This is a genomic window from Devosia sp. RR2S18, assembly GCF_030177755.1.
GTDB lineage: Bacteria > Pseudomonadota > Alphaproteobacteria > Rhizobiales > Devosiaceae > Devosia > Devosia rhizosphaerae.
In genome coordinates, this window is record NZ_CP126539.1 from 1,375,784 (window position 1) to 1,397,540 (window position 21,757).

Genomic DNA, 21,757 nt, shown 5'->3' on the forward strand with positions numbered 1-21,757 from the left:
CAGTCTCCCAAGGATGGGGTCCGGGCAACAGCCTTGGATCCCATCTTGGCAGCGTGTCGAACAAGGAGGTGGCAATGGGTGAATTGACCCGTGTGCAGATCGATTTCGCAACATCGCATCTGGTTTTTCCGACACTCATCGGGGCCATTCTGCTGTTGCTGGGTCTGGCAATCCTGATCGTCGAGCGGGCCGCCATTCTGGGTTCCGCCACGATGTGGCGCAGGACCTTTGCCGAGATGGACAAGCTGCGCTTTCTCGGTGCTCTCGCGCTTACCGTAGTTTACTTTCTGCTGATGGTGCCTATCGGCGAAATCTGGCCCAACACCGGTCTGGGTTTTCTTTTGTGCTCCATTCCTTTCGTTGCCCTCGCTGCCATCCTGTTCATGCATGAGCGCACATGGCGGAAGATGGTGCCGGTCCTTGTTGTCGCTCTGGTTGGCCCTCTGCTCGTTTGGTGGCTCCTCAGTGACATCTTCTTTCTCACGCTACCGTAAGCTGGAGCTGACTAGGTGATGGATATCTTCAGCCTGATCTCGCCGCTCTTTGTCGCGCTGATCGTCAGCGGGACCTTTGTCGGCATAATTTTCGGCGCTATCCCCGGCATGACAGCCACCATGGCGGTCGCGGTTTGTTTGCCACTGACCTATTCGCTAGGACTTGAGAACGGGTTGGCACTGCTGCTTGGGCTTTATGTCGGTGGCATCTCGGGAGGGACAGTGCCAGCTGTGCTGCTGGGAATTCCCGGTACGCCATCTTCTATCGCCACCTGCTTTGACGCCTATCCGATGGCTCAGCGGGGCGAAGGTGAAAAGGCTTTGCGCATTAGCATCATCGCTTCGCTGGTCGGCGGACTTTTTTCCCTCATAGCGCTCTACTTTTTTGCGCCTGCCCTGGCGGATTTCGCCATTCGGTTTTCCTACGTGGAGAAGTTCCTGATTATCTTCTTTGCACTTACCGTCATGGCGGCCCTCTCCAGCAATATGCTCCTCGGCATCTTCTCTGGTTTCCTTGGGATCTTCATCAGCCTGATCGGAGTGTACGACGTGACGGACGGTGGCAATGGGCATTACCGTCTAATCCCTCCAGGTACCGAGTATTGGCTGGACAGCGGCTTCTCCCTTCTACCAGTGCTGATCGCTCTCTTCGGCCTCGCCGCGATCCTGGAGGAAGCTGAGAAGGGCATGCCGCGAGCGAAGACCGCCAGCGAGATCAAGGTTGGCGCACAATCACGCTTCTCGTTCTCGGTTCTCAAAGGGCAGGGGCGAAACCTGTTCCAGTCCTCGGCCATCGGCACGTTCATAGGCATCTTGCCAGGTGTGGGCGGCTCGGCGGCGTCGATCCTTTCCTATACGGCGGCAAAGACTACCTCGAAGCACCCCGAGGAATACGGCAAGGGATCAGCCGAGGGGATCATAGCGACAGAGGCCGGCAACAACGCGTTGACTGGCGGGGCGCTGGTACCACTCCTGTCGCTTGGCATCCCCGGAGACTCCACGACGGCTCTGTTGATCGGTGCTTTCGCTCTCCAAGGCGTGCAGGTTGGTCCATTGTTCATCGGGAACAACCCGGAAACCTGGAACGCCATGATTGTCGCGATGATCATTGCGAACGTCGCCATGTTCATCATGATGTACTTCGCGATCCGGTGGTTCGCCATGGTGGTGACGGTTCCCAAGTACATTCTCTATCCCGTCATCCTGATGATGTGCGTGATCGGCGCCTACACGATCAATTACGGCATCATGTTCGACGTTTGGACCCTTCTTATCTTTGGCATCTTCGGCTGGCTGGCGATCAAGATCAGGCTGGAGATAGCGCCCTTCATCATTGGTTTTATCCTCGGGCCATCGGCGGAAATCTACTTCGTGAAAAGCCTTGAGTCCTTCGGTGATCTGACCATCTTCTTCACCAAGAGCTGGATTGCCGTGGTTCTTTGGGTCCTCATCGTCGCTTCGGTGGTTGGGTCGATCTTGATGGCGCGCAGGTCGAAGGCTATGGCGGAGAAGATCTAGCCCGAAATGCCTGGAGACTTGCTCACATGACTTCCTCCGCCTCGGATCGCCTCCCTTCGGCCGATCGCCAGGCAAGCGGCAGCGGCCGTGTCACCATGGCCGATATCGGCAGGTTGGCGGGGGTGTCGCAGGTGACAGTATCCCGTGCGCTCTCTGACCCTTCGAAGGTGTCCGCCGAGACGCTCCAGCGTATCAAGGAGGCGATTAGGCTCACCGGCTTCGTGCCCAATGCACTGGCGGGTGCCCTTGCCTCCAGCAAGAGCAACCTGATTGCAGCTCTGGTCCCCTCAATCACCAACGTCGTGTATTCAAGCACGCTGCATGCCTTCTCCGAGATCATGCGCGGCCATGGCTACCAGATCATGCTCTCGGAGACCGGCCACTCTCAGGAGCGGGAGGAGGAAGTTGTTGCGGCTCTCCTCTCGCGCCGTCCCGACGGCATGCTGCTGACCGGAGTTCATCACAGTCCGAGCGTCCGCCGCATGCTGATGGGCGCGGGGATTCCGGTGGTCGAGGTCTGGGACGTAACGGAAACGCCGATTGATGTCTGCATCGGCTTTTCTCATGCTGCAGCGGGTGCGGCTGCAGCGGACTTCGCGTTCGAGAGTGGCTATCGACGTGCAGCCACGATCACCGCTGCCGATCAAAGAGCCGAGCGTCGGCGGGATGCCTTCATCTCCAGGTTCAATCAACGCGGTGGCGAGAGCGTCGTCAAAGTTGACGTCGCAGGATCAGCCACATTGAAAACTGGGCGTGAGGCCGCGTTGCAGTTGATCGAACGCGGAGACAGCAGGGGCTCGGTTGTCTTCTGTAGCTCGGATCAGTTCGCGCAAGGTATCTTGGTCGAGGCGAAAGCTCGAGGCGTGGGGGTCCCGAGCGAACTGGCTGTAATTGGTTTCGGCGACCAGGAGTTTGCCGCCTACACAGAGCCGGCACTGACCTCCGTGCGAGTGGACCGGGACCTTCTAGGCAGCGCGGCAGCCGACGCACTGATCAACCGCTTCAAACCGTCAGGGCAGGCGACGGCTCCAGTTCATGACATCGGCTTCGAGATCGTCAAGCGTGGCTCTGCCTGAGCTTCGGCAGTGGAGAAATCTGAGCCGTGCGATGCTCATCGGACTCGCCCTCTGCAAACAGATCTCCCCATTGAGGCCGCCTTGGTTTCCTCGGAACATATCCGCGTCTCTATGGCTGCGTTCTGCGTCGGGGCGGCGAACCCCAGTTCGTGCTGTTACTGCACCGGCACATCGGCTCAGAGGAAGATGCTACCAGGCCGATCTTGCGCGGAGGCAATATGGGCCTCCGGCACTCGGGAGAACACAAGAGCAGCTCGCTCCCGGCGCATGTCGTCTTCGAGAGCGGCGATCACCTTCTCGGTAAGTTCCGTGATGTTGGGAGGAGCTTCGGTTGAATTGTGCCGGTCCAGTTCGGATTTTCTGTAGCTGTCCATCTTCTTGCCCGCTGATGAGGTTGGGCCTAAATGGCTCACCGGAAAGGCAGTTCCTAATGTCACCTGATCTTTACCAGAACGTTGAACTTGTTATCGGGTGATGAAGTTCCCCCTCGAGGCTTCTCCAACTGGGAACGGCATCTTCGCGCCCCATTTCGGCCGCTATGAAGCGCGTCTTGACTTCCTAAAACCGGACGCGCAGGCTCTGGCCTGATCGACGAGTACGAGGGTCTGAAGCCGCCCCATTTTGGTCGTTCAGCTGAAACTTGCCGTCACCCTTAAGCTAGCATGTGACATTCAGCCATCTGCAGATTCGTGTTGGGATGACCTCACGCCCATTGAACTGTGGGGCCCGGCTCGGCTGACCGGCCGGCGTTGAATCGATTACCCAGTTCGATCAGATGCATTCCAAGCGGGATCATCAAAGCCCATCCGCCGGTCCACTGTGGCTCGATGTCAACGAGGCCGAATTGTGGGGGCTCGCCAGGCATGGTCGTAGGGTGAGCAACTGCGTAAGTCCGTGCAATGCGTTTGATCTGCTCGATGTCCTCATCGGCGAGGCGAGAGTACATCAAGTCCAAACTACCGCCGAAAGCGAACTGCGTTGTATGTGCAGCAGTGCTCACCGAAACGCCGAGGTCCATCAGCTGGCTAGTAAGAGAAACCCAGATAATCATGCGCGGCGAGTACCGCCTGTTGCGGCCCTCACGCGCGGCGATCGTAGGGAAGTGTCGCTTGACGAGCATCTGTAGTCGCGATGGCTCGATCGGGAGCATGCGCTGTACGTCGCCAGCGGTATAGATCAGGTGATCAAGCTTCTCAAAAAACGGGTTACTCATAGCAAACTCCATGAATGTAGCAAATGCTATAGCAAATGCCACATTCAGGGTCAAGCATGCCTAATCGCGACCTTTGTTGCGCGCTTGCACGTCGATGAGCACCTTCAATACGTGATCGGCGAGACTGTCAGGGCTCCAATCACGGTTGGGTTCGGACTTGAGGTAGTAAGCTTCAACGCCAGGCCGCACGAGGCCATAGCTGAACTTCTTCGTCTGAAGGGTGCGATGTCCGTCGGGGCTGCCCCAGAACCCCGGGATGCCTTGAGGAAACCCTAGGTTCCAGGTGATGTTGAGCGTCACGTCCTCCATGACGTTCGAGTAATAGGCCCACCAGTTACAGATCATATGTATGGGGTACAGCGACGCGATAAAGTAGGTGTCCGTTTGCTTGAACTCGACGCGTAGACCGAGCGGTTTGATCTCCTCAGCCTTCGACTGCAGCGCGGCCCCGAAATCAGCATACGCCTTGGCAGCAGCCCTCACGCCTGTATCGCTATTCTGGAACTGCTTCTGCTCCTGCTTGAACTTAGCTGCACGAGCCGCTCGGGCCGCGTGGTCAGCGAGCGTTTCCTCGTGGGGACGCCCACCCGCCTCCGTGACCAGATGCTCGATAGCTCCGGCCGCCCCCTCAAGTCCGAAGCGGGGGAGACCAAAGTACAAGCGGGTTTTTGGTACCCACGACGGCATCGTCGGTTTTTCTTCGGTGGGAATGAAGAGGGTGAAGTCGTATCCGCTGTCGAAAGCCCTAGTTCGGATCGAGTTCATCTCGACCGTGGTCCACTTGGTCTCGCCCCACTCCTTCCGGTAGAAGACGACAACAATTCGTGCCTTCCTGCCATAGACGTCCGAGAACGCCTCCACACCATCGCGGCCGGCGATCTCCTTTTGCCGCTCCGTGTAGATGAACGTCTTCATCCGGTCCGACAGCATATCGTTTAGCTGCAGGGCCAGCGCCTCATCTTGTTGATTGAAGCTGAATGCGACGTCGTATTCAAAATCAGTGTCCATACCCTAGATATAATCCCCCCGATTATCCTTGGCACCTTTGGTCCCTCGACATGTCACAGGAGAAAACGCATTCTCCAGCGCGAATTAAGCTGGGCGGGCTTTATGGGAAAAGAACTGAATAAGCTGCGGGCCCGTAAGGACGTGCGGCAGCGTTTCGATGCCATCAACAAGCGCCGCATAGAATACTGGATAGGCTGAACTTTCGGGCTGAAGTCCAAGAGCGGCAATCGTGCCACCCACTGCAAAAACCAGCCCCAAGGTAGTAAGCAGAAACCAACCCAGTTCGGTGGTCGGCGGCGAGGCGGGGGCTTCGAGTGCGGGTGTGGTCATCATGTGTATCCCAGAAGTTGCGGAAAAAACCTCGGGAATGATCGCAGGAGCATCCCGCATGGTTCTGTGATGTAAGTCACACAAGATCCGGGTGCGCGTTTTAAAGCTGACTGCCGCTCACAAAGGAAATAGGGAGAATTCATTGCTTACCATCCGCCCCTACACCACCAGCGACCGAGAGGGGTTGGTCGACATCTGGCTCGAAGCGTCGCGCGTCGGTCACCCCTTCCTCAGTGAACAAGATTTGCGCGAACAGAAGGTCCTTGTCCGTGACGTCTATCTCCCCAAGGCCGAGAACTGGGTGGCGGTCGAGGCTGGGGAGCCCTTGGGCTTCATCGGACTGCTCGACTGTTTCGTCGGCGGGCTCTTCGTCCGACCTTCAGCACACGGACAGGGTGTTGGCCGCGTTCTGATTGAGCATGCCGCAAGCTTGAAGGGGAGACTGGAGGTGGAGGTTTATGCCTTGAACCGGGGGGCTCTCGCGTTTTATCAGCGTCTCGGCTTCACTGAGACTGGCAGGCGCGAGAAAGACGACCAAGGACGTCCATTGGAGCTGGTTCGACTGGCAAGGCCTGAAAGAGCATGACGGCGGCGGGGACGCGAATACATCACCTGGCGCTCACCACCAGCGATCTCGAGAAGGCAATCACGTTCTACGTTCCCTTGCTGTCCATGCTGGGCTACCGCAACGTGCTGACCTCCGCCACGCTGGCAGCATGGGAACTCATTGGGCAGCCAGAGATCCTGCTCTATCAAGCCAAAGGGGAAGCGGCGTCCAGAAGCCACACCCTCTATCAGCCCGGTTTTCACCATCTGGCGTTCCGTGTGGCCGACCGCGCTATCGTTGATCAGATCCATACATGGTTGTGCGATAGTGGATTTGCTGTTCTCGAGGCGCCTCGACCATATCCGGACTATCCTGGTAACTACTACGCCGTCTTCTTCCTGGACCCCGATGGTCTCAAACTGGAGATCATGACCGACTGACCCGCTCAGATCCTTGTCACCATAGTGCTCTCGGCACCCGGGAAGGCGCTACTGTGGCTGACCAGGAATTCGCTCGGCAGCACATGCTCGAAGAACGGCAAGCTGGGGGCGTAAAGAAAGCGACCGCCCGGCCGCAGGGCATGAAGAATCCGCAGGTAGAGCCTGGCGTAGTCGCTCGCTCTGGAGGCAGACGCATGGTGCGCGCTCCGGAAATGCAGCGAAACCGACTGGTGCGCGATAATCGTGCCCCATTGTCCGGAACCGAGGGGGGCGTCAAACCACTCCCCGCTCAAAAGTCCATCTGGTGCGTTGCGGTCGATGCCAGTAGCGGTAAGGCCACGGTCGCAAAGATAACGTACCAAGCTGCCGTCCCCACATCCAAGATCGAGGACAGGCTCCTTTATCTCTTCAGATCGGATGCCCAGCACTTGGAGCTGCAGCTCCGGGGAGTAGTTCGAGCAGACAGGCCGAAATCCTGTTCCGCGCACCAGCTCGAGAGCCCCCACAACAGCAAGTTGTGTCCTGGTCCATTCAAGGAGCCGGCCGTGGTGGCGTTCAACCGCCTCTTCTGGCTCCTCGGCCAAATGCTCGAGGAAGTCCCGGTAGATCTGGCGTAAGGATGCGATTTGGCCCCTCAAGTCCACGAACTGAAACTGCTCGGTGATGTAGCGGACCATGCCAGATGTGAGCAGGCTTACCCAATGTTCCTTGCGGTGAAGCGCCTCTCGCGCGGCCCCCAAGGCAAGCATCTGATTGAGCTCTAAAGAAATCGAGCGGAGCCTTGGATCGGCGGCAAGGATGCGATGCAGCGGAAAGTCACCAACATCCCTCAGTCTTCGGCGGAGTGCGGATTCAGGGAGACCCAATCGAGCATCGTGCGGCAACTGCATTCCAATCATCCGTGTCGGTCAGGGCCATTGCACTAGCACCTGGGATCGACCGGAGATTGAAAGTAACGGCTGCGCTGGCACTAGGCGGTAAGTGCGTCAGTGACCGCTCTGTGCCCGTCCGTGATGTAACAGCCATGCATCTCGATTTCCTGCAGGCATTCCTTAGCGGAGTGAACCAGAGGCCTGGGTTCATCCTGCGGAGACATCAGAAGCCGTGTGAGGATAGACCATGGTCCTGCATGGATGGGCAGACCACTTCCATCGCTATCGGCAGTAAAGCCGAGATGCTGCCCTGGCCCGCGGAACACATAGACGTACAACGACGACCCGTCAGACACCAGAAACCTTCCATGAAGTTCAGGCCCAATCCCTGGAACAATCCATGCTCTTCACCTTAGTTCCGCTTGCGGCCTGATCAGAGCTTGAACGAAGACAGGATCGGGCAGGGGCCTTCAGTGCCTTCGGCGCACTCATGGGCCAGGCGCTCCAGCGAGTCTCGCGCTCGCTGGAGATCAGCAATCTTCCTGTTGAGCCCTTCGATCCGCTCTCTGGCGAGTTCTCGGGCTCGACCCCGGTCCTCGCCGGCGTCGAGCTCCAGCAACTCCCCAATCTCTTCGAGGGTGAAGCCGGCCGTCTGCGCCTCCCGGATGAACCGCAAGCGGCGAACATCCTCGCGGCCGTAGTGCCGAAAGCCTCCGTCACGCGTTGGGGTCTCAAGCAGGCCTTTGCGTTGGTAGAAGCGGATTGTCTCAACCCCGACATCAGCCGAGGCAGCAAGTTTTCCGATGGTGAGGGTATACCCCTCTTGACTCTGTACCATGGTACAGACGCTATATCAGGACCAGCGAAGTTTCAAGGAGACGAGAAATGCTGGACAAGAACGCATCGCTGGAGAAGACCGCCGTCCTTCATCGGATGGTCATGCCCAATCACACCTGTCCCTATGGTCTCAAAGCCAAGGACCTCCTCGAGCGCTCAGGCTACAAGGTCGAGGATCACCACCTTACGACCCGCGAAGAGACCGACGCGTTCAAGGCTGAGCATGGTGTTGCCACCACACCCCAGACCTTCATCGATGGCCAACGGGTCGGCGGCTACGACGATCTGCGCCGTTTTTTGGGCAAGCGGGTAGTTGATCCCAAGGCGACAACGTACCGCCCGGTGGTCGTACTCTTCGTGCTGACCGCCTTGATGGCGGGCGCGGTGAGCTATGCGGTTGCCGGGACGCCATTCACCTTACGTGCCCTTGAATGGTTCATCAGCTTTTCGATGGTGACACTGGCCCTGCTGAAACTGCAGAACGTGGAGAGCTTCGCCACCATGTTTCTGAACTACGATCTCCTGGCGAAACGCTGGGTGCCTTACAGCTACATCTATCCCTATGCCGAGGCGGCCGCGGGTGTGCTGATGATTGCTGGCGCTCTGACCTGGCTGTCAGTTCCGATTGCGCTCTTCATTGGCACCATTGGCGCAGTGTCGGTGTTCAAGGCCGTCTACATTGACAAGCGTGAACTCAAATGTGCCTGCGTCGGCGGCTCCAGCAACGTGCCGCTTGGCTTCGTCTCACTGACCGAAAACCTGATGATGATTGCCATGGCAGTCTGGATGGCACTTGCCGCCTTCGGGTTCGCGGCCGGCGGCCATGCGATGTAAGACAGCACCCGAACAGAAAAGGCCGCGGCGTCCACCGCGGCCTTGTTCACCTTAGATGACCTCCATGCCGCGGAAGCGCATGAATGTGGTCTGTCCCTCAAGCCCGAAGGCGATGACTTCATAGGTGTCGGGAGGCGTTCCCTCCGGTGCGCCCATGCCGGGTGAACCCAGAGGCATTCCAGGAACCGCTAGACCGACGATCTCCGGCCGTTCCCGCAGAAGCTTTTCGACTGCTTGGGCAGGCACATGGCCCTCAATCACGTAACCAGCGATCTTGGCGGTGTGACAGGAGCGCAGCTCGGCCGGGACACCCAACTCGGTCTTGAGGGTCTCCATGTCCTCGAGTTCGGTGACCTCGGCTGCGTGGCCTGCCGCCTGCATGTGGGCAACCCAGCCCCCGCAGCATCCGCACCAGGGATCCTTCCAGACCGCCAGATCGCGGCTCTCGCTTGCCAGAACAGGAAGACTCCAGACGCTGGCGGCAACAGTGGCGCCGGCGAGGACGATGAAGCTCCGTCGATTGTACATGTGAACCCCTAAGGCTGTTCTCTGCGTTTCACCGGTCATTCTTGACCACCATATCACGTCAGCCATGAGGCGAGCCCGTCCGGATGGTCGCAGCCAATGGTCGAGCAGCGGTGGAACAGCTGCTCGCTCCATGCGTCTACCCATTGGAGAAAGGAGAAGAACCGCATGGATCATCACCAGGATTCAAAGGGCCACGGCCAAGACATGCCCGAAAAGAAGATGGACAAGATGAAGATGTCCTATTGGCGGTTCGCTGCCATGATCGCCACGTCAACCGTGGTGATGTATGGCCTCATGTATCTCAATACCTACGCCCTCGAACACGTGTTCTGGAGCGAGACCCGGGCTTGGATGGCCTTGGTGATGGGCGCGACCATGGCCATCATCATGCTGGGCTACATGCTCAACATGTACAAGAAAATGGCCTGGAATCTGGCGATCTTCGGCGGTGCCGTTGTGGTGTTCGCTTTGGCGTTATGGGTAGTCCGCAGTCAGGTGACGGTGGACGACACCGATTATATGAAGGCCATGATCCCGCACCACTCGATCGCCATCTTGACCAGCAAACGTGCCCAGATCAGCGACCCGCGTGTCAGCAAGCTGGCCGACGAGATCATCGAGGCCCAGGAGCGGGAAATCGCTGAAATGAAGTTCCTTATCGAAGATCTGGAGGAGAGCGACTGATGCACAAGAGAATTGCCCCAGCTGCCGTGGTCTGGGCATTGGCTTCGCTGGTGCCCTTGTCCATTGCTCAAGGACAGCCACTTACCCCGGCCGGAAACCCGGAGCCGAACGATGCCACGTCAGCCGATCAAGTGCTTTCCGGTGCCAATATTCCGGCGCTCGATCCACACACCATGACCCGCAACGAGATCGCCGAGGTGCTCGGAACTGGTCCTCTTTGCACCTATCACTACACTACTGCTGGCAATCCAATCCTCGCCTTCAACGAGGCGCCGGCCGAGGGCGCCCCGGCCGGAGTTGTGAAGCTGGACGGGGAACTGATCGCGCTGTCGCCCATGCAGGTCGGGGAGGGCTTTGGGCTCGCCTCCGTTTCCGTGCGACTCCTGGTGGTGCCCGAGGAGCTTCCCGAAGCCGGTGAGCAGGAAGAGGCCGTGCTTAGGTTCGAGGTCGGCGACCAGCTGACCGTCGGCTATCTCGGATATTTCGGCTGCACCTGATCAGCAAAGGAGAAGTACGATGCGAGCCTACAAGGTGAGTGGAATGACGTGCAGCGGCTGCGAGCGGTCTGTAACGCAGGCTCTAAAGGAGCGGTTTGGCGACGAGATCGCGGTAGAGGCGAGCGCCCAGCGTGGCGAGGTGAGGGTCAGCGAGGCCGCTGACCCCCAGATCGTGGTCTTCACCATTGATACCGCCGGCTACACCGTGGACGAAGTTAAGGACGCATGACGGCAGGGCCCCCCGATAACCGCCTGCGCCAGCTCCTTGGCCCAGAGGTCATCGCCGTGCTTGAGCTGGGCCTTGGCCATGTTCACCGCGCTTTGGTGATGCGGGATCATTCCGCAGACGAAGGCGACGTCGATATCCTCGGCCATCATGCCGATCATCATCTGCCGGTTCATCTCGTCCATGCCGTTCATGAGGTCCGCATGGGCTTCATCCATGGCGTGGTTCCTCTGAACACCAACGGCATCTGGATCTCTTGTCCGAGGAGCAAACGAAACCGCGCCGATGGCAGCTATTAGGATCTGCCACCAAGCAGCCCACTGGCTGAAATGGGGTCGGTTACCGCCGTTCCTGCTGTAGCGGCTCGGTGCACCTCCATGGTTGTCCCATGGAAAGGCGACTGTCTGTTTTTTGGTGGTTACTTCGCACAAGCGGGCCAACTTGCTGGCTAGTAGCGTGTCGGCTTCCAGCCCAGCAGCCTCATGGCATTCGCGGTAACCAAGACTGTTGCCCCGGTGTCCGCCAGAATGGCGGGCCAAAGACCGGTGATCCCCAGGACGGTCGTCATCAGGAACACGGCCTTCAGCCCCAGGGCGATGAAGATATTCTGTGTGATGTTGCCCATGCTCGCCTGGGATAGGTCAATCAGCGCCCCGATGTCGGCAACCCGGCCGTGCAGCACCGCGGCGTCGGAGGTCTCCAGGGCCACATCCGTGCCGCCTCCCATGGCAATCCCGATATCGGCTGCAGCGAGCGCCGGTGCGTCATTGATGCCGTCGCCCACCTTGGCAACCACCTGACCGGCTGACTGCATCTCGCGGACGATCCGCTGCTTGTCTTCCGGCATGAGCTCGGCCTTGACCTCGATCCCCAGCTCTGCGCCGATTGCCCTTGCCGTGCGCCGGTTATCGCCGGTCAGCATGACGGTGGCGATCCCGGCGTCCCGCAGCGCCTTCAACCCGGCGACTGCATCCGGACGGGCCTCGTCCCGGATCGCGAACAGACCTGCGAGGTGACCGTTGGCCAGTAGTACAGATACAGTCTTGCCCTCGTCGTTGAACGCCTCGATGCGGGCGGTCAGGTCAGCGGGGATCGCGACCGTATCCGCGGCGGCCGATGCTGACGCCAACAGCACCTCGACGCCGCCGACGTTCCCCGACACGCCCTTGCCGGCCAGCGCCTTCGCTCCGAAGGCGGGCGGCACCGGCGCCTTGCTATCCTTGGCTTTGGTCAGGATAGCAAGGGCGAGGGGATGCGAAGACCCGCTCTCGAGCGCCGCCGCCATGGATAGCAGCTGGGTCTCGGTGCGCCCGATTGCGACGATGTCGGTGACGACCGGCTTGCCCGCCGTCAGCGTACCGGTCTTGTCAAAGGCGACGGCTGTGATCTTGCGCAAGCCTTCCAGCACGGCGCCGCCTTTGAGCAGCAAACCGCGGCGTGCGCCTGCCGACAGTCCTGCGGCAATGGCGGCCGGCGTGGAGATCACCAGGGCGCACGGGCACCCGATCAGGAGAACGGCCAGTCCCTTGTAGATCCACTCGTTCCAGTCCCACCCCAGCACTAGGGGCGGCACAACAGCAACCAGTGTGCCGGCGACCAGGACGCCGGGCGTGTAGACCTTCGAGAACCGGTCGATGAAGCGCTCGGTCGGCGCCTTGCTCTCCTGGGCCTCCTCGACCAGCTTGACCACACGCGCGATGGTGTTGTCGGCGGCAGCGGCGGTGACCTTCACGCGCAGCACGGCATCGGTATTGATGGTGCCGGCGAACACAGGATCCCCCGCGCCCTTGCGCTTGGGCACACTTTCGCCGGTGACAGGTGCCTCGTCGATCGAACTGTTGCCTTCCACGATGTCGCCATCGGCGGCGATCCGGTCGCCTGGCCGGATCATCAGGATATCGCCGATAGCTAAGGCGTCAGCCTGGATCTCTTCGGTCTGGCCGTTCCGCTCCACCAAGGCGTTCTTAGGCACCAAGTTCGTTAGGCCCCGGATGCTGGCCCGCGCCCGACCGGCGGCGACACCCTCGAGGAGTTCGCCAACCAGGAAGAGAAGCACCACGGTGGCCGCCTCCTCGGTGGCGCCGATGAACACGGCACCGATGGCAGCGATGCTCATAAGGGTCTCGATTGAGAACGGCGTCCCGTGCATGGCGCCGGAGATGGCACGACGCCCGATCGGCACCAACCCGAACAGCAGCGCCGCAAGGAATGCCCAATGTCCGACCTGGGGTAGCATCTGGCCAATCAGGTAAGCCGCCAACAACGCAAGCCCGCAGCCCCAAGTCAGGATGGCCTTCCGGGTTCTCCACCATGGCCCGTCGCCGAGTTCAAAGTGATCGTCAGTATGCCCCCCTTCGGGGGCAGCATCGGTGGCTATGGCGGTATAGCCAACTGCCTTCACGGCATTCCGGATGGCAGCGAGAGGGACGCCGGTGTGCGTAACCGTCATTGACTGGGCGGTGTAGGAGGCACCCACCTCAGTGACGCCGGGCACCCGGGAGACAGCTTTTTCGACCTTGCTCGCGCAGTTTGCACAGTCCATGCCGCCGATGCGGAACTTGGTGGCTATGGCTTCGGTCATGGCAGTCTTCCTAATGAGTCGGCCCGATGCTAATCCCTCTAGTCGCTAGAGCATCAAGAGGTGATCCGATGAATTTTCCGATTGGCGAATTGTCGAAGCGAACAGGCGTGAAAGTTCCGACTATCCGGTTCTACGAACAAATCGGCCTGCTGCCGGAGCCGCCTCGCACCGAGAGCAACCAGCGCCGTTATGGCAAGGCCGAGGCCGACCGGCTGAACTTCATCCGGCATTCCCGCGAACTCGGGTTCGAGGTTGAGGACATCCGGGCGCTGCTGGCGATGACGTCGGAGCCCCAAGCTTCCTGCCACCAAGCTGACAGCATAGCCCGTAGCCACCTGTCGGAGATCGACCGCCGTATATCCAGCCTGCAGGCCCTCAAGGGCGAACTTACACGGATGATCGAGGAGTGTGGTCATGGCAGGATCTGCGACTGCCGGATTATCGAGGCCTTGGCCGATCATGGCCACTGCAGTACGGAGCATTGATGATGCCGATCTATGCCACCATCGCCATCGTCTATGCTGGTGCTGCTCTCGCCGAGATTGTCGGCTGCCTCGCCTTCTGGGCATGGCTTCTGCAGAGATAGTCTCGTTGTGGGCAATAGCCGAGTAATGGTGAGTGAGCCGTCATGCGGCAGGAACCACCTGGACCGAGTGGGTCTGCGCACAGAGTTCGTCGATTAAAGAATATGGCGCCTCTGACACACATTCAAGGAGGGGGAAGCGTTGGAAACGGTCTACCCGAAGCGAGCGTCGCCGCTTAGTTCGGTATCCACGGTTGAGACAGCAGGCCCAGCCAGGATCCCGGGGCGGCCGGTTACCTGCCGGCCGCCTGCTCAGAGCTTGAACGCCGACAAGATCGGGCAGGGACCTTCAGTGCCTTCGGCGCACTCATGGGCCAAACGCTCGAGGGAATCTCTAGCCCGCTGGAGATCGGCAATCTTCCTGTTGAGGCCTTCAAGGCGCTCCCTGGCCAATGCTCGGACTCGGCTTCGGTCTGAGATCTGAAACATGCCCTGCAGCGGCGATGGCGCTGGGCGCTACCGGAAGTTGACCGCCAAGCAGTTCGGGATCGGAGATGCGCCCAACATGCCAGAGCTGGAGGAAGATGCGGCCGCCCGCTGCGTGCACCTCGTTCGTGACCAGCCGCCAGCCTTCCACCTGCTGATCGCTCCAAATGCCTGGTGTACCCCGATAGCCAACGCCCTGCGGCGAAACTGACGTTGCCTGGCTCAGGATCAGTCCAGCTCCGGCGCGTTGGCGATAGTACTCCGCCATCAGGGCATTCGGCACCCGATCAGCACCGGCACGCTTGCGGGTGAGTGGGGCCATGATAATGCGGTTCGGCAGCTCGAGGGCGCCGACCTTCAGTGGGTCAAACAAGCGGGACATCTACAACTCCTTGGACCCACTCCATATGGCTGCAGCAAGGTTCTTCGACAATTGCGCTTCAAGTTGTCACACCGTAGACTTGAGGTGGACAGTCGAGGAGCGTCGATGGCTATTGCCAACCCCTTCGCCGGAGTCGAGGTCTTTGTCGCGGCGATCAGAGCTGGTTCGTTCACCGCGGCTGCCGCTCACCTCGGTGTTACCAAGTCAGCTGTGGCAAAGGCGGTGACGCAGCTCGAAGGGCGGCTTGGGGTCAAACTGCTACATCGCACAACACGGAGACTGTCCCTCACACCGGAAGGCGCCGCATTCTTCGAGCAGGCTGAAGCTTCCCTTGATCAGCTTCGTGCAGCGGAAGACGCCGCTCGTTCCAGGGCAAGTACGGTGCGCGGTGTGCTGCGGGTCGATATGCCGGCGGCATTTGGCCGTCGTGTGGCAATGCCGGTCCTGCTGGACATCCTCAAGGCTCACCCCGGCCTGCGTCTAGCCGCGAGCTTTTCCGACCGCATCATTGACCCGGTGGAGGAAGGCATGGACCTGTGCCTTCGTTTCGGCGAGCTGCCGGATCGAATTGACATCGTGGCCCGGCGGCTCGGGTCGCAGCGCCTCGTCATATGTGCGTCGCCGGGCTATCTGGCCGCTGCTGGGATCCCATCAGACCTCGACGATCTGCAGCATCACTCCTGCATTCTTGGAAGCCGCCCGGAAAGGCCGGTGTCCTGGCGCATAGTTGACGACCAAGGTCGCGCCCGCTCCATCGATCCACCGGCAACTCATCTGGTGAGCGATGGGGAGGCCGTGATTGCCATGACCTTGGCGGGCTTTGGCCTGTGCCAGATGCCACAGTCCTTGGTTCGAGCCCACATCGACGGCGGCGAGTTGACCGTAGTGCTGCCGGATCGTTGCCTCGTGGAGTCTCCCATTAGTGCTCTGTGGCCGGCAACACGGATAATGCTCCCCAGGGTTCGGGTCGTTGTCGACGAGTTGGTCCGGCGGGCTGAAGCTGGGCGGCTGTAGCGAAGGTCGTTAGCTTCTTGGGGTGGTCGCGAGCTGCCAGACAGCTACTCCCCTACGACAAAGGCCCATAGTACTCGTCCTTCCAGAGCTGGATCCGCCGCTCTCCCGCCGGCCGCCTGATCACGGTGTGCCCGACATCATCGGAGTTGGCATATCGCTCCCGCACCCGGAAGAAATTTGGGCTGTCGCAATGCGGGCACCGGGGACCGAACAGCTCCTCGACGAACAGCTCCGGAGCGTAGCCGCACTCGAGGAGATCGCTGGCCAGGTAGTGGCGGGAGCGCATGCACAGCTTGCACCTCGCGACGATCAGCATCTGGGCGGCAGCGGCCTGGTGGAGACGTGTCCGGTATCGCAGGCTGGACCTGGGCGTCTTGCTCACGCGCGCTGCTTGCCATTGGCTTCGATACCACGGCTCCGCAGCGCTTCCTTTACCCGGCCGAGCTTCACGCCGAAACGGGCGGCCAGGTCGTGCTCGGTGGCCGACGGGTCGGCGGCCTTGGCGCGGCGGATGAGTTCGGCGGTGTTGGTCTTAGCGGCAATGGAAATGGACATGACAGTCTCCTCGGTGGTCTGAGGAGTCGGTATCTACCACCGAGAACAGAACGGGAACAAGATTGACCCACAAATTTACGGCACTTCACCACTGGTTTCACCCACATGTGGTGAAGTTCCGTGGGAGAAATGGTTTGCGACCTGCGGGCAGGTTCCGGGAACCTGCCCGCAGGTTGCCCGTAAGTTGGCTGCAACTCGACTTAAAGTATCAGGTTAACGGACATTAACGAACATCCCCACGAAATCTGGACATCTCCACGTCGCCGGATAGGCCTGCTGCGACGCTGGTGAGGCGAGATGAGAGCAAGCTTCCATTCGGGTATTCTGACCACGTATGGGCAAGCGCCCGAGATCGTGCGCGTGTTGTCGCATCGACTGGCCTCAAGGAGTGATGCCCTGCTGCCGCTGAAGCAAGCTGTGGCGCTGCCGGAGCTTGGGGTCCGAGACCGCACTCCGCGACCAGGACGGCGAACTCATTGTTGACCTCCTTCACGGGCTTGCCACGATACTCGACGACCCACTTCATGGCAGGATTAGCTCGCTTCCAGCGCCGGATGTGCATGAGCAGGCGCCGGGGGATCAGGATCGTCGGCTGACGCTTGTTGGTCTCGCCCCCCCTTCGGCAGCGCGATAGTAGCGACCGGTCCGGAGATCGATCCATCCGTGGCCAGGCGTCGGCTGCAGAGCCGCGCCACAAATCGCCGCCGAACGCGGAAGGCCGACGCCCGGCGCGGACATGAGAGCCGGCCAGCCGGTGGAATTGGTGCCCCTCTGCGTGGCCTTAGCCGACCCCGCCTTCAGCTATTCTACTGGCCAGGTGTTTGGCGCAATGGATGGCGTCCCTCAGCCCGCTTAAGCTTCAGAACAGGTGTGAACGTACCAGGAGGACGGCGGTCCTCCTGGTCTGCAGCGGCTTCCGTACCTTGGGGGAGGCAATCTAAACCGATCAATCGCGACATCGACAATCCGCAAGGGGCAACAAGTTCGCCCACCAAAGATCAGGGCGCCGTCGCGGATGCGAGGGCGCCCTTTGATTTTTGCTGCTGGAGGATCAGCAGGTTTCATGGATCAGGTGGGGTTCGGCCACCCGGCTGAACTGCCGGGTTTTGGGGTCGGGCCGGTCCCCGGAGTTGTGCTGCTGCGATCTCCGCCGAAAGCGTCCTTGACTTCGCCCTCGGTGATGCGGGCGCCCGGGTTACCGGTCTGGCCCAGGTTCTGCTCCTCGGTTCCGTCCCCCATCACGCCAGGACGCGATGCGCCCGTCGTGGCGGAAGTACCGGATCCGATGCCGGCTGATGCGGCTGCGGACAGCGGTGCTGCGGAACTGGTGGTTGTGGTCGTCCCGCGTGTCCGTACAGAAGGGGTGCGAGCTGGAACGGCAATTTTCCGCTCCACGACTTCAACCCGGCGGGGCGGCCGGCTTGCGGTCTGGAGTAGCCAGGCAAGGCCGGCACCGGTCACCAACAGAGCCAACGGGTTCTCACGCGCCGCGCGCATCAGTCTTTCCCCACCAGAGCCGCGCAGATACTCCACGCCCCGCTCGATCAGGGTGTCGGGCGAGAGCCGATCCTTCAGTTCATCGGCCGTATGGGCAATCTCGGACCGCTGCCGGTCAAGTTCATGTTCGAGCTCCTTGGAGCTTTCGTGACGGTCGCTCATCGTGTCATCTCCGCTTTGCCCAACTCAACGTCACGTTTGACGGAGTGGATGGTACGTTCAGGTTTAAGGTTGTTCGCCGAAAGATTGCTCTTGCCCTTCATCAGCACGACAGCGCCGACGATCAGCACCACGGCCCCAATGATCAATGCTGAGAGCCAGGGCTCAACGACGTTGGCGAGGGCGAAGACAGCCGCCAGCAGCAAAATAAGAAAGCCCGAAAACGCAATGATGCCGCCAGCTGCGAGCATTGCCGCGCCGCTGGTCGCCTGCGAGACTTTCTCATTCACCTCCGTTTTAGCGAGCTGAACTTCACCACGGATCAGCTTGGTTATATCGTTGGCCAGCCCGCCTACCAGCTCGGGCAGCGACTGGCTCTCGGGAGCAGTTGCCATGGGTTTCGGTCCGTCTTCTGTTGTGGTGAAATGCCAATGCTTCGACGGGCTGCTCGTTCCCTGGATGCGCAAGTTTGTTCGGCTTGGCTACAATGGCGCCTACAAATCTCACGCAATTCCGGCATTTCTTTCCCGGGGAGAAGACCTGAGCGGGTCAGGCAATCTGTCGCTTTTGCATGGAGCTTCTATCTTCAAGATAGTGGAGTACAATCAGCGAAAGAAGCGCCCAGGCGGCACCAAGCGACCAGCCGGCAACGATGTCGGTCGGGAAATGGACCCCGAGGTAAAGGCGACTGAAACCGACCAGGAAGGTCAGAAATCCTGCAAAGGAAAAGAAGAAGATCTTGGCCTTCCGGCTCGTTGATCTATCCGCGAGAATCGCGCCTAGCGTCAGGTAAACAACTGCTGAGACCATGGCGTGGCCGCTGGGGAAACTTGCGGTGAACACGCGCGCGACGCCTTCGATTTCCGGCCGCGGCCGGTCGAAGATCGCCTTAAACACCATGCTTGCCGAAGCACCTCCGATGATTGCCACCGTAACAAAACCGGCAAGACGCCGGTGGCTGGTAAGAACGAGGAAAATCACCACGGCGGCCACCAGAATTGCGAGCACACTGAAGCTACCCAGAGCGGTTATGTCGCGCATCGCCTCGGCGAGCCAGGCCGGGCCAATTGGTTCGGCTTGGTTGTCTTGCTGCCGCATCGCGGCTAGTACGGCTTCGTCGAAGGCGAGCGTGTCTCCTTCAAGGACCTCGTCGGCAAGAAGGCCAAAGCCCCCAAGCGATGCTGCCGATACGGCCAGCGCAATGAAACGGGTTCTCTTTCGATGCACGCTGTGACTACTCCAAGTGGCGAAATTGCTAGTGAACTGGGGCTTGGCTCGCCACTAGGGGCGGGCATCTAGCTCCTGAAAGAGACGCTCAGCATAGCGGTGAATTTCGTCTAGCCGGTCGGACGAGAGAAGTTCGTCGTGGCCATTGGAGCTTAGGGGCACGACCTTGGTTTCGGTCGCCGGTTCGATGCTGCCTTCCACGCTGAACTCGTAGTCGGGAAACTCTGCCTCCAACATGCGGCGGAGCGGCTGTGCCGCAGCGGAGAATTGCGCGCGGTGCCGCTCGTGCACATCAAAGGGCACAACAATGGAGATGGCAGGCTTCACGGAGTTCTCCTCGGTGGCGGATACATCGCGGCCTGCAGAGTCCGATGAACGGTTTCAGGAAGGCCACACTTGGTAACGCAGCAAATTGGCTGAGGTTCAGTTGCAGAGTTGGAGTCGTCAGTGCTGCCACACCACAAGTCCGGCTGCCGTTGCCATCATCACCCCAGCCGTCTTGTTGAGGCGCCCTAATGCCTTCGGACTCTTGAACACTTCCCGTGCGGCGGAAGCCAAGTAGGCGTAACCGCAGCCAATAAAAAGAAGAACAACCACCACGATTGCGGTGAGCTCTGCAAATGCCAGCAGCGTCATCTGATCGAGCGGAATGACAGTGGGAAGGATCGCCAGATAGAAAACAATGGTCTTGGGATTTCCCATGGTCAGCGAAAACCCGGCTAGGAAAGTCTTCCAGGCGTCTTCCGACTTGGGCTTCATCTGTTCGGAGCCAGGTCGCGCTGTCCAGAACTTGTAGGCGATGTAGAGCAGGTAGGCAGCACCTGCCCAGCGGATGATCGTGAAGACGGGTCCGAACCAAGTGGCGATCGCGGCTAGGCCGAATACAGCGAAAACAAAGTAGACCAGATCGCCCGCGAGGATGCCCAGAACCATCGGGAACGCTCCCCGAAACCCGCCTCCCAGTGCGCGTGCTACGACAGCTGCCACACCTGGTCCTGGCACCAGCACCGCTATGGCATAAGCAAGGGTGAACGCAAGTAGGGTGAAGAGGTCCATGATGTTGGCTCCGGCAGCTTTGCCGGACAATATGTCAGCCTCTGAGTATCGCCAATGGGAGAAAACGTGGTTACTCTAGGGCAGTCGCGCCAGCCGCTCCAACAGGAGGGCATAGAACCTCTCCGCGTCTCCGCTGCGCAGGTAGTTCACGTTTCTGACCTTGCCGGTGACATGCCAATAATCAACGACGGTCATGCCCGCCGTTAGCTCGCTGGCTGTCTCGATGGAGACATTGCAGTGCCGCCCCTCAAAGAGCTCCGGTTGCAGGAGATAGGCGATCACCGTCGGATCATGCAGCGGCGCCCCCTCCCAGCCATACTTGTTGAGATCAAACCCTTCCGAGAAGGTGAGCATCTCGTAGACGGCGGTTCCGGTGCGGTTGCCCAGGTCTCGAATTGCCTGCAATCGTGCTGGGGTGGACTGCATCTGGTGGGTGACGTCGAGGGGCAGCATGGTGATGGGAGCGCCGCAGCGCATCACGACATCGGCGGCTTCGGGGTCCACATAGATGTTGAATTCGGCAGCAGGAGTGATGTTGCCCACTTCGAAGTAGGCACCGCCCATCATTACGATTTCGGCGAGGCGTTCGGCGATTGCCGGCTCCTTGATCAGTGCCATTGCAATGTTGGTCAGGGGACCCAGCGTGCAGAGCGTAACGGTTCCCTTCTCCTCCGCCATGAGAGTGTCGATGATGTAATCCACGCCGTGCTTGATCTGCAGGGGGATCTTCGGGGCAGGAAGCTCTGGGCCATTGAGGCCGGTCTCGCCATGCACGTGTTCGGCGGTAACGAGGTGACGCCGCATGGGACGCGGACAGCCGGCATAGACCGGCACTTCGTTGCGTCCGGAAAGCTCAATCACCTTGCGCGCGTTGGTTGAGTTGTGGTGGAGCCCGACATTACCCGCGACGGCCACAACGCCCAGCACGTCCAGTTCCGCTGGAGAGGCAAGCGCCATTAGTATGGCGACGGCGTCGTCCTGGCCAGGATCGGTGTCGATGATGATTTTACGCGGCATGTGACGATCGACTCGGTGAGGGGAGTGCAGAGACTAGCTGTCTGCGCGTGGCCGGTCGACTAGTGCCAGCTCGCCACTTCCGTTGTGGCCGGCTCCTATGCGTGGGGTGCGCTTGACGAATGCGAGGCGAGGCGGAAAAGTCCCGCCCCTCACGGA

The 21,757-nt window shown here is 60.1% G+C and carries 28 protein-coding genes and 1 pseudogene; 11 read left to right on the forward strand and 18 right to left on the reverse strand.

The window, feature by feature from the left end:
• Positions 1–74: 74 nt before the first annotated feature.
• From QOV41_RS06675 to QOV41_RS06685, 3 genes are read left to right on the forward strand one after another with little or no spacing between them, the layout of a single operon-like run.
• Positions 75–494 (forward strand): tripartite tricarboxylate transporter TctB family protein, encoded by a 420-nt coding sequence (locus tag QOV41_RS06675; RefSeq protein WP_284580350.1) that lies wholly within the window; start codon positions 75–77, stop codon positions 492–494.
• An 18-nt stretch (positions 495–512) separates the two neighbouring features.
• Complete coding sequence (locus tag QOV41_RS06680; protein WP_284580351.1) at positions 513–2,012, forward strand: tripartite tricarboxylate transporter permease; 1,500 nt, start codon at positions 513–515, stop codon at positions 2,010–2,012.
• Between the two features lie 26 nt (positions 2,013–2,038).
• Entirely contained in the window at positions 2,039–3,088 is a 1,050-nt protein-coding gene (locus QOV41_RS06685; RefSeq protein WP_284580353.1) for a LacI family DNA-binding transcriptional regulator, read from the forward strand.
• A gap of 176 nt (positions 3,089–3,264) precedes the next feature.
• Here QOV41_RS06685 and QOV41_RS06690 read toward each other — a convergent pair whose 3' ends face one another.
• The 4 genes from QOV41_RS06690 to QOV41_RS06705 form a co-directional block, all read right to left on the reverse strand.
• A complete protein-coding gene (locus QOV41_RS06690; RefSeq protein WP_284580355.1) occupies positions 3,265–3,462 on the reverse strand; it encodes a hypothetical protein in 198 nt (65 codons plus the stop codon).
• Between the two features lie 329 nt (positions 3,463–3,791).
• Positions 3,792–4,301: a MerR family transcriptional regulator gene (locus tag QOV41_RS06695; protein ID WP_284580356.1), complete on the reverse strand. Its 510-nt coding sequence runs from the start codon at positions 4,299–4,301 to the stop codon at positions 3,792–3,794.
• 60 nt (positions 4,302–4,361) lie between these two features.
• Positions 4,362–5,309, reverse strand: coding sequence for a hypothetical protein (locus QOV41_RS06700; protein WP_284580358.1), 948 nt, complete (start codon positions 5,307–5,309; stop codon positions 4,362–4,364).
• Between the two features lie 84 nt (positions 5,310–5,393).
• Positions 5,394–5,642, reverse strand: coding sequence for a hypothetical protein (locus tag QOV41_RS06705; RefSeq protein ID WP_284580359.1), 249 nt, complete (start codon positions 5,640–5,642; stop codon positions 5,394–5,396).
• Positions 5,643–5,781: 139 nt separating this feature from the next.
• Here QOV41_RS06705 and QOV41_RS06710 point away from each other — a divergent pair, with 139 nt between their 5' ends.
• A complete protein-coding gene (locus QOV41_RS06710) occupies positions 5,782–6,225 on the forward strand; it encodes a GNAT family N-acetyltransferase (protein ID WP_284580361.1) in 444 nt (147 codons plus the stop codon).
• Complete coding sequence (locus QOV41_RS06715) at positions 6,222–6,626, forward strand: VOC family protein (protein ID WP_284580362.1); 405 nt, start codon at positions 6,222–6,224, stop codon at positions 6,624–6,626. The genes QOV41_RS06710 and QOV41_RS06715 overlap by 4 nt, the downstream gene beginning before the upstream one ends.
• A gap of 5 nt (positions 6,627–6,631) precedes the next feature.
• Here the strand turns inward: QOV41_RS06715 and QOV41_RS06720 are convergent, their stop codons facing one another.
• Positions 6,632–7,375, reverse strand: a complete 744-nt coding sequence (locus QOV41_RS06720) for a class I SAM-dependent methyltransferase (RefSeq protein ID WP_284580363.1) — start codon at positions 7,373–7,375, stop codon at positions 6,632–6,634.
• Between the two features lie 556 nt (positions 7,376–7,931).
• Entirely contained in the window at positions 7,932–8,336 is a 405-nt protein-coding gene (locus QOV41_RS06725; RefSeq protein WP_284580364.1) for a MerR family transcriptional regulator, read from the reverse strand.
• 47 nt (positions 8,337–8,383) lie between these two features.
• Between QOV41_RS06725 and QOV41_RS06730 the strand changes: the two genes are divergently transcribed.
• The gene (locus QOV41_RS06730) at positions 8,384–9,169 is read left to right on the forward strand and encodes a glutaredoxin (RefSeq protein WP_284580365.1); all 786 of its coding nucleotides are present in this window, start codon (positions 8,384–8,386) and stop codon (positions 9,167–9,169) included.
• 51 nt (positions 9,170–9,220) lie between these two features.
• On the opposite strand, the gene QOV41_RS06735 is transcribed toward QOV41_RS06730, so the two are convergent.
• A complete protein-coding gene (locus QOV41_RS06735; protein ID WP_284580366.1) occupies positions 9,221–9,697 on the reverse strand; it encodes a DUF411 domain-containing protein in 477 nt (158 codons plus the stop codon).
• Between the two features lie 234 nt (positions 9,698–9,931).
• Between QOV41_RS06735 and QOV41_RS06740 the strand changes: the two genes are divergently transcribed.
• The 3 genes from QOV41_RS06740 to QOV41_RS06750 are packed head-to-tail and all read left to right on the forward strand — an operon-like array spanning position 9,932 to position 11,107.
• Complete coding sequence (locus tag QOV41_RS06740; RefSeq protein ID WP_284581205.1) at positions 9,932–10,381, forward strand: DUF305 domain-containing protein; 450 nt, start codon at positions 9,932–9,934, stop codon at positions 10,379–10,381.
• Positions 10,381–10,878 (forward strand): hypothetical protein, encoded by a 498-nt coding sequence (locus tag QOV41_RS06745; RefSeq protein WP_284580368.1) that lies wholly within the window; start codon positions 10,381–10,383, stop codon positions 10,876–10,878. The genes QOV41_RS06740 and QOV41_RS06745 overlap by 1 nt, the downstream gene beginning before the upstream one ends.
• A gap of 19 nt (positions 10,879–10,897) precedes the next feature.
• On the forward strand, positions 10,898–11,107 hold the full coding sequence (locus tag QOV41_RS06750) for a heavy-metal-associated domain-containing protein (RefSeq protein ID WP_284580369.1): 210 nt from the start codon (positions 10,898–10,900) through the stop codon (positions 11,105–11,107).
• Here QOV41_RS06750 and QOV41_RS06755 read toward each other — a convergent pair.
• Together QOV41_RS06755 and QOV41_RS06760 are read right to left on the reverse strand one after the other, a co-directional pair.
• Positions 11,077–11,643: a DUF305 domain-containing protein gene (locus QOV41_RS06755; protein WP_350150815.1), complete on the reverse strand. Its 567-nt coding sequence runs from the start codon at positions 11,641–11,643 to the stop codon at positions 11,077–11,079. The genes QOV41_RS06750 and QOV41_RS06755 overlap by 31 nt on opposite strands.
• Positions 11,553–13,685, reverse strand: coding sequence for a heavy metal translocating P-type ATPase (locus QOV41_RS06760; RefSeq protein ID WP_284580371.1), 2,133 nt, complete (start codon positions 13,683–13,685; stop codon positions 11,553–11,555). Before QOV41_RS06760 ends, QOV41_RS06755 begins: the two co-directional genes overlap by 91 nt.
• Before the next feature lie 68 nt (positions 13,686–13,753).
• Between QOV41_RS06760 and QOV41_RS06765 the strand changes: the two genes are divergently transcribed.
• Entirely contained in the window at positions 13,754–14,170 is a 417-nt protein-coding gene (locus tag QOV41_RS06765) for a MerR family transcriptional regulator (protein ID WP_284580373.1), read from the forward strand.
• A 504-nt stretch (positions 14,171–14,674) separates the two neighbouring features.
• Here the strand turns inward: QOV41_RS06765 and QOV41_RS06770 are convergent.
• Positions 14,675–15,076: pseudogene (locus tag QOV41_RS06770) on the reverse strand (oxidoreductase); the annotation flags it as partial.
• Positions 15,077–15,181: 105 nt separating this feature from the next.
• On the opposite strand from QOV41_RS06770, the gene QOV41_RS06775 reads away from it, so the two are divergent.
• Positions 15,182–16,090: a LysR family transcriptional regulator gene (locus tag QOV41_RS06775; protein ID WP_284580374.1), complete on the forward strand. Its 909-nt coding sequence runs from the start codon at positions 15,182–15,184 to the stop codon at positions 16,088–16,090.
• Positions 16,091–16,142: 52 nt separating this feature from the next.
• Here the strand turns inward: QOV41_RS06775 and QOV41_RS06780 are convergent, their stop codons facing one another.
• The 8 genes from QOV41_RS06780 to QOV41_RS06815 all read right to left on the reverse strand — a co-directional run bounded on the left by QOV41_RS06780 (position 16,143) and on the right by QOV41_RS06815 (position 21,601).
• Positions 16,143–16,472: a hypothetical protein gene (locus QOV41_RS06780; protein WP_284580375.1), complete on the reverse strand. Its 330-nt coding sequence runs from the start codon at positions 16,470–16,472 to the stop codon at positions 16,143–16,145.
• Positions 16,469–16,645, reverse strand: a complete 177-nt coding sequence (locus tag QOV41_RS06785) for a hypothetical protein (protein WP_284580377.1) — start codon at positions 16,643–16,645, stop codon at positions 16,469–16,471. The genes QOV41_RS06780 and QOV41_RS06785 overlap by 4 nt, the downstream gene beginning before the upstream one ends.
• Positions 16,646–17,713: 1,068 nt before the next feature.
• Positions 17,714–18,304: a DUF3618 domain-containing protein gene (locus QOV41_RS06790; protein ID WP_284580378.1), complete on the reverse strand. Its 591-nt coding sequence runs from the start codon at positions 18,302–18,304 to the stop codon at positions 17,714–17,716.
• Entirely contained in the window at positions 18,301–18,768 is a 468-nt protein-coding gene (locus QOV41_RS06795) for a phage holin family protein (protein ID WP_284580379.1), read from the reverse strand. Before QOV41_RS06795 ends, QOV41_RS06790 begins: the two co-directional genes overlap by 4 nt.
• 82 nt (positions 18,769–18,850) lie before the next feature.
• Positions 18,851–19,528: a phosphatase PAP2 family protein gene (locus QOV41_RS06800; RefSeq protein WP_284580381.1), complete on the reverse strand. Its 678-nt coding sequence runs from the start codon at positions 19,526–19,528 to the stop codon at positions 18,851–18,853.
• 54 nt (positions 19,529–19,582) lie between these two features.
• The gene (locus QOV41_RS06805; protein ID WP_284580382.1) at positions 19,583–19,855 is read right to left on the reverse strand and encodes a hypothetical protein; all 273 of its coding nucleotides are present in this window, start codon (positions 19,853–19,855) and stop codon (positions 19,583–19,585) included.
• 117 nt (positions 19,856–19,972) lie between these two features.
• Positions 19,973–20,584 carry a LysE family translocator gene (locus tag QOV41_RS06810; RefSeq protein ID WP_284580383.1) on the reverse strand — a complete coding sequence of 204 codons (612 nt, stop codon included), beginning with the start codon at positions 20,582–20,584 and terminating at the stop codon, positions 19,973–19,975.
• Positions 20,585–20,659: 75 nt separating this feature from the next.
• The gene (locus tag QOV41_RS06815) at positions 20,660–21,601 is read right to left on the reverse strand and encodes a nucleoside hydrolase (RefSeq protein WP_284580384.1); all 942 of its coding nucleotides are present in this window, start codon (positions 21,599–21,601) and stop codon (positions 20,660–20,662) included.
• Between the last annotated feature and the right edge of the window lie 156 nt (positions 21,602–21,757).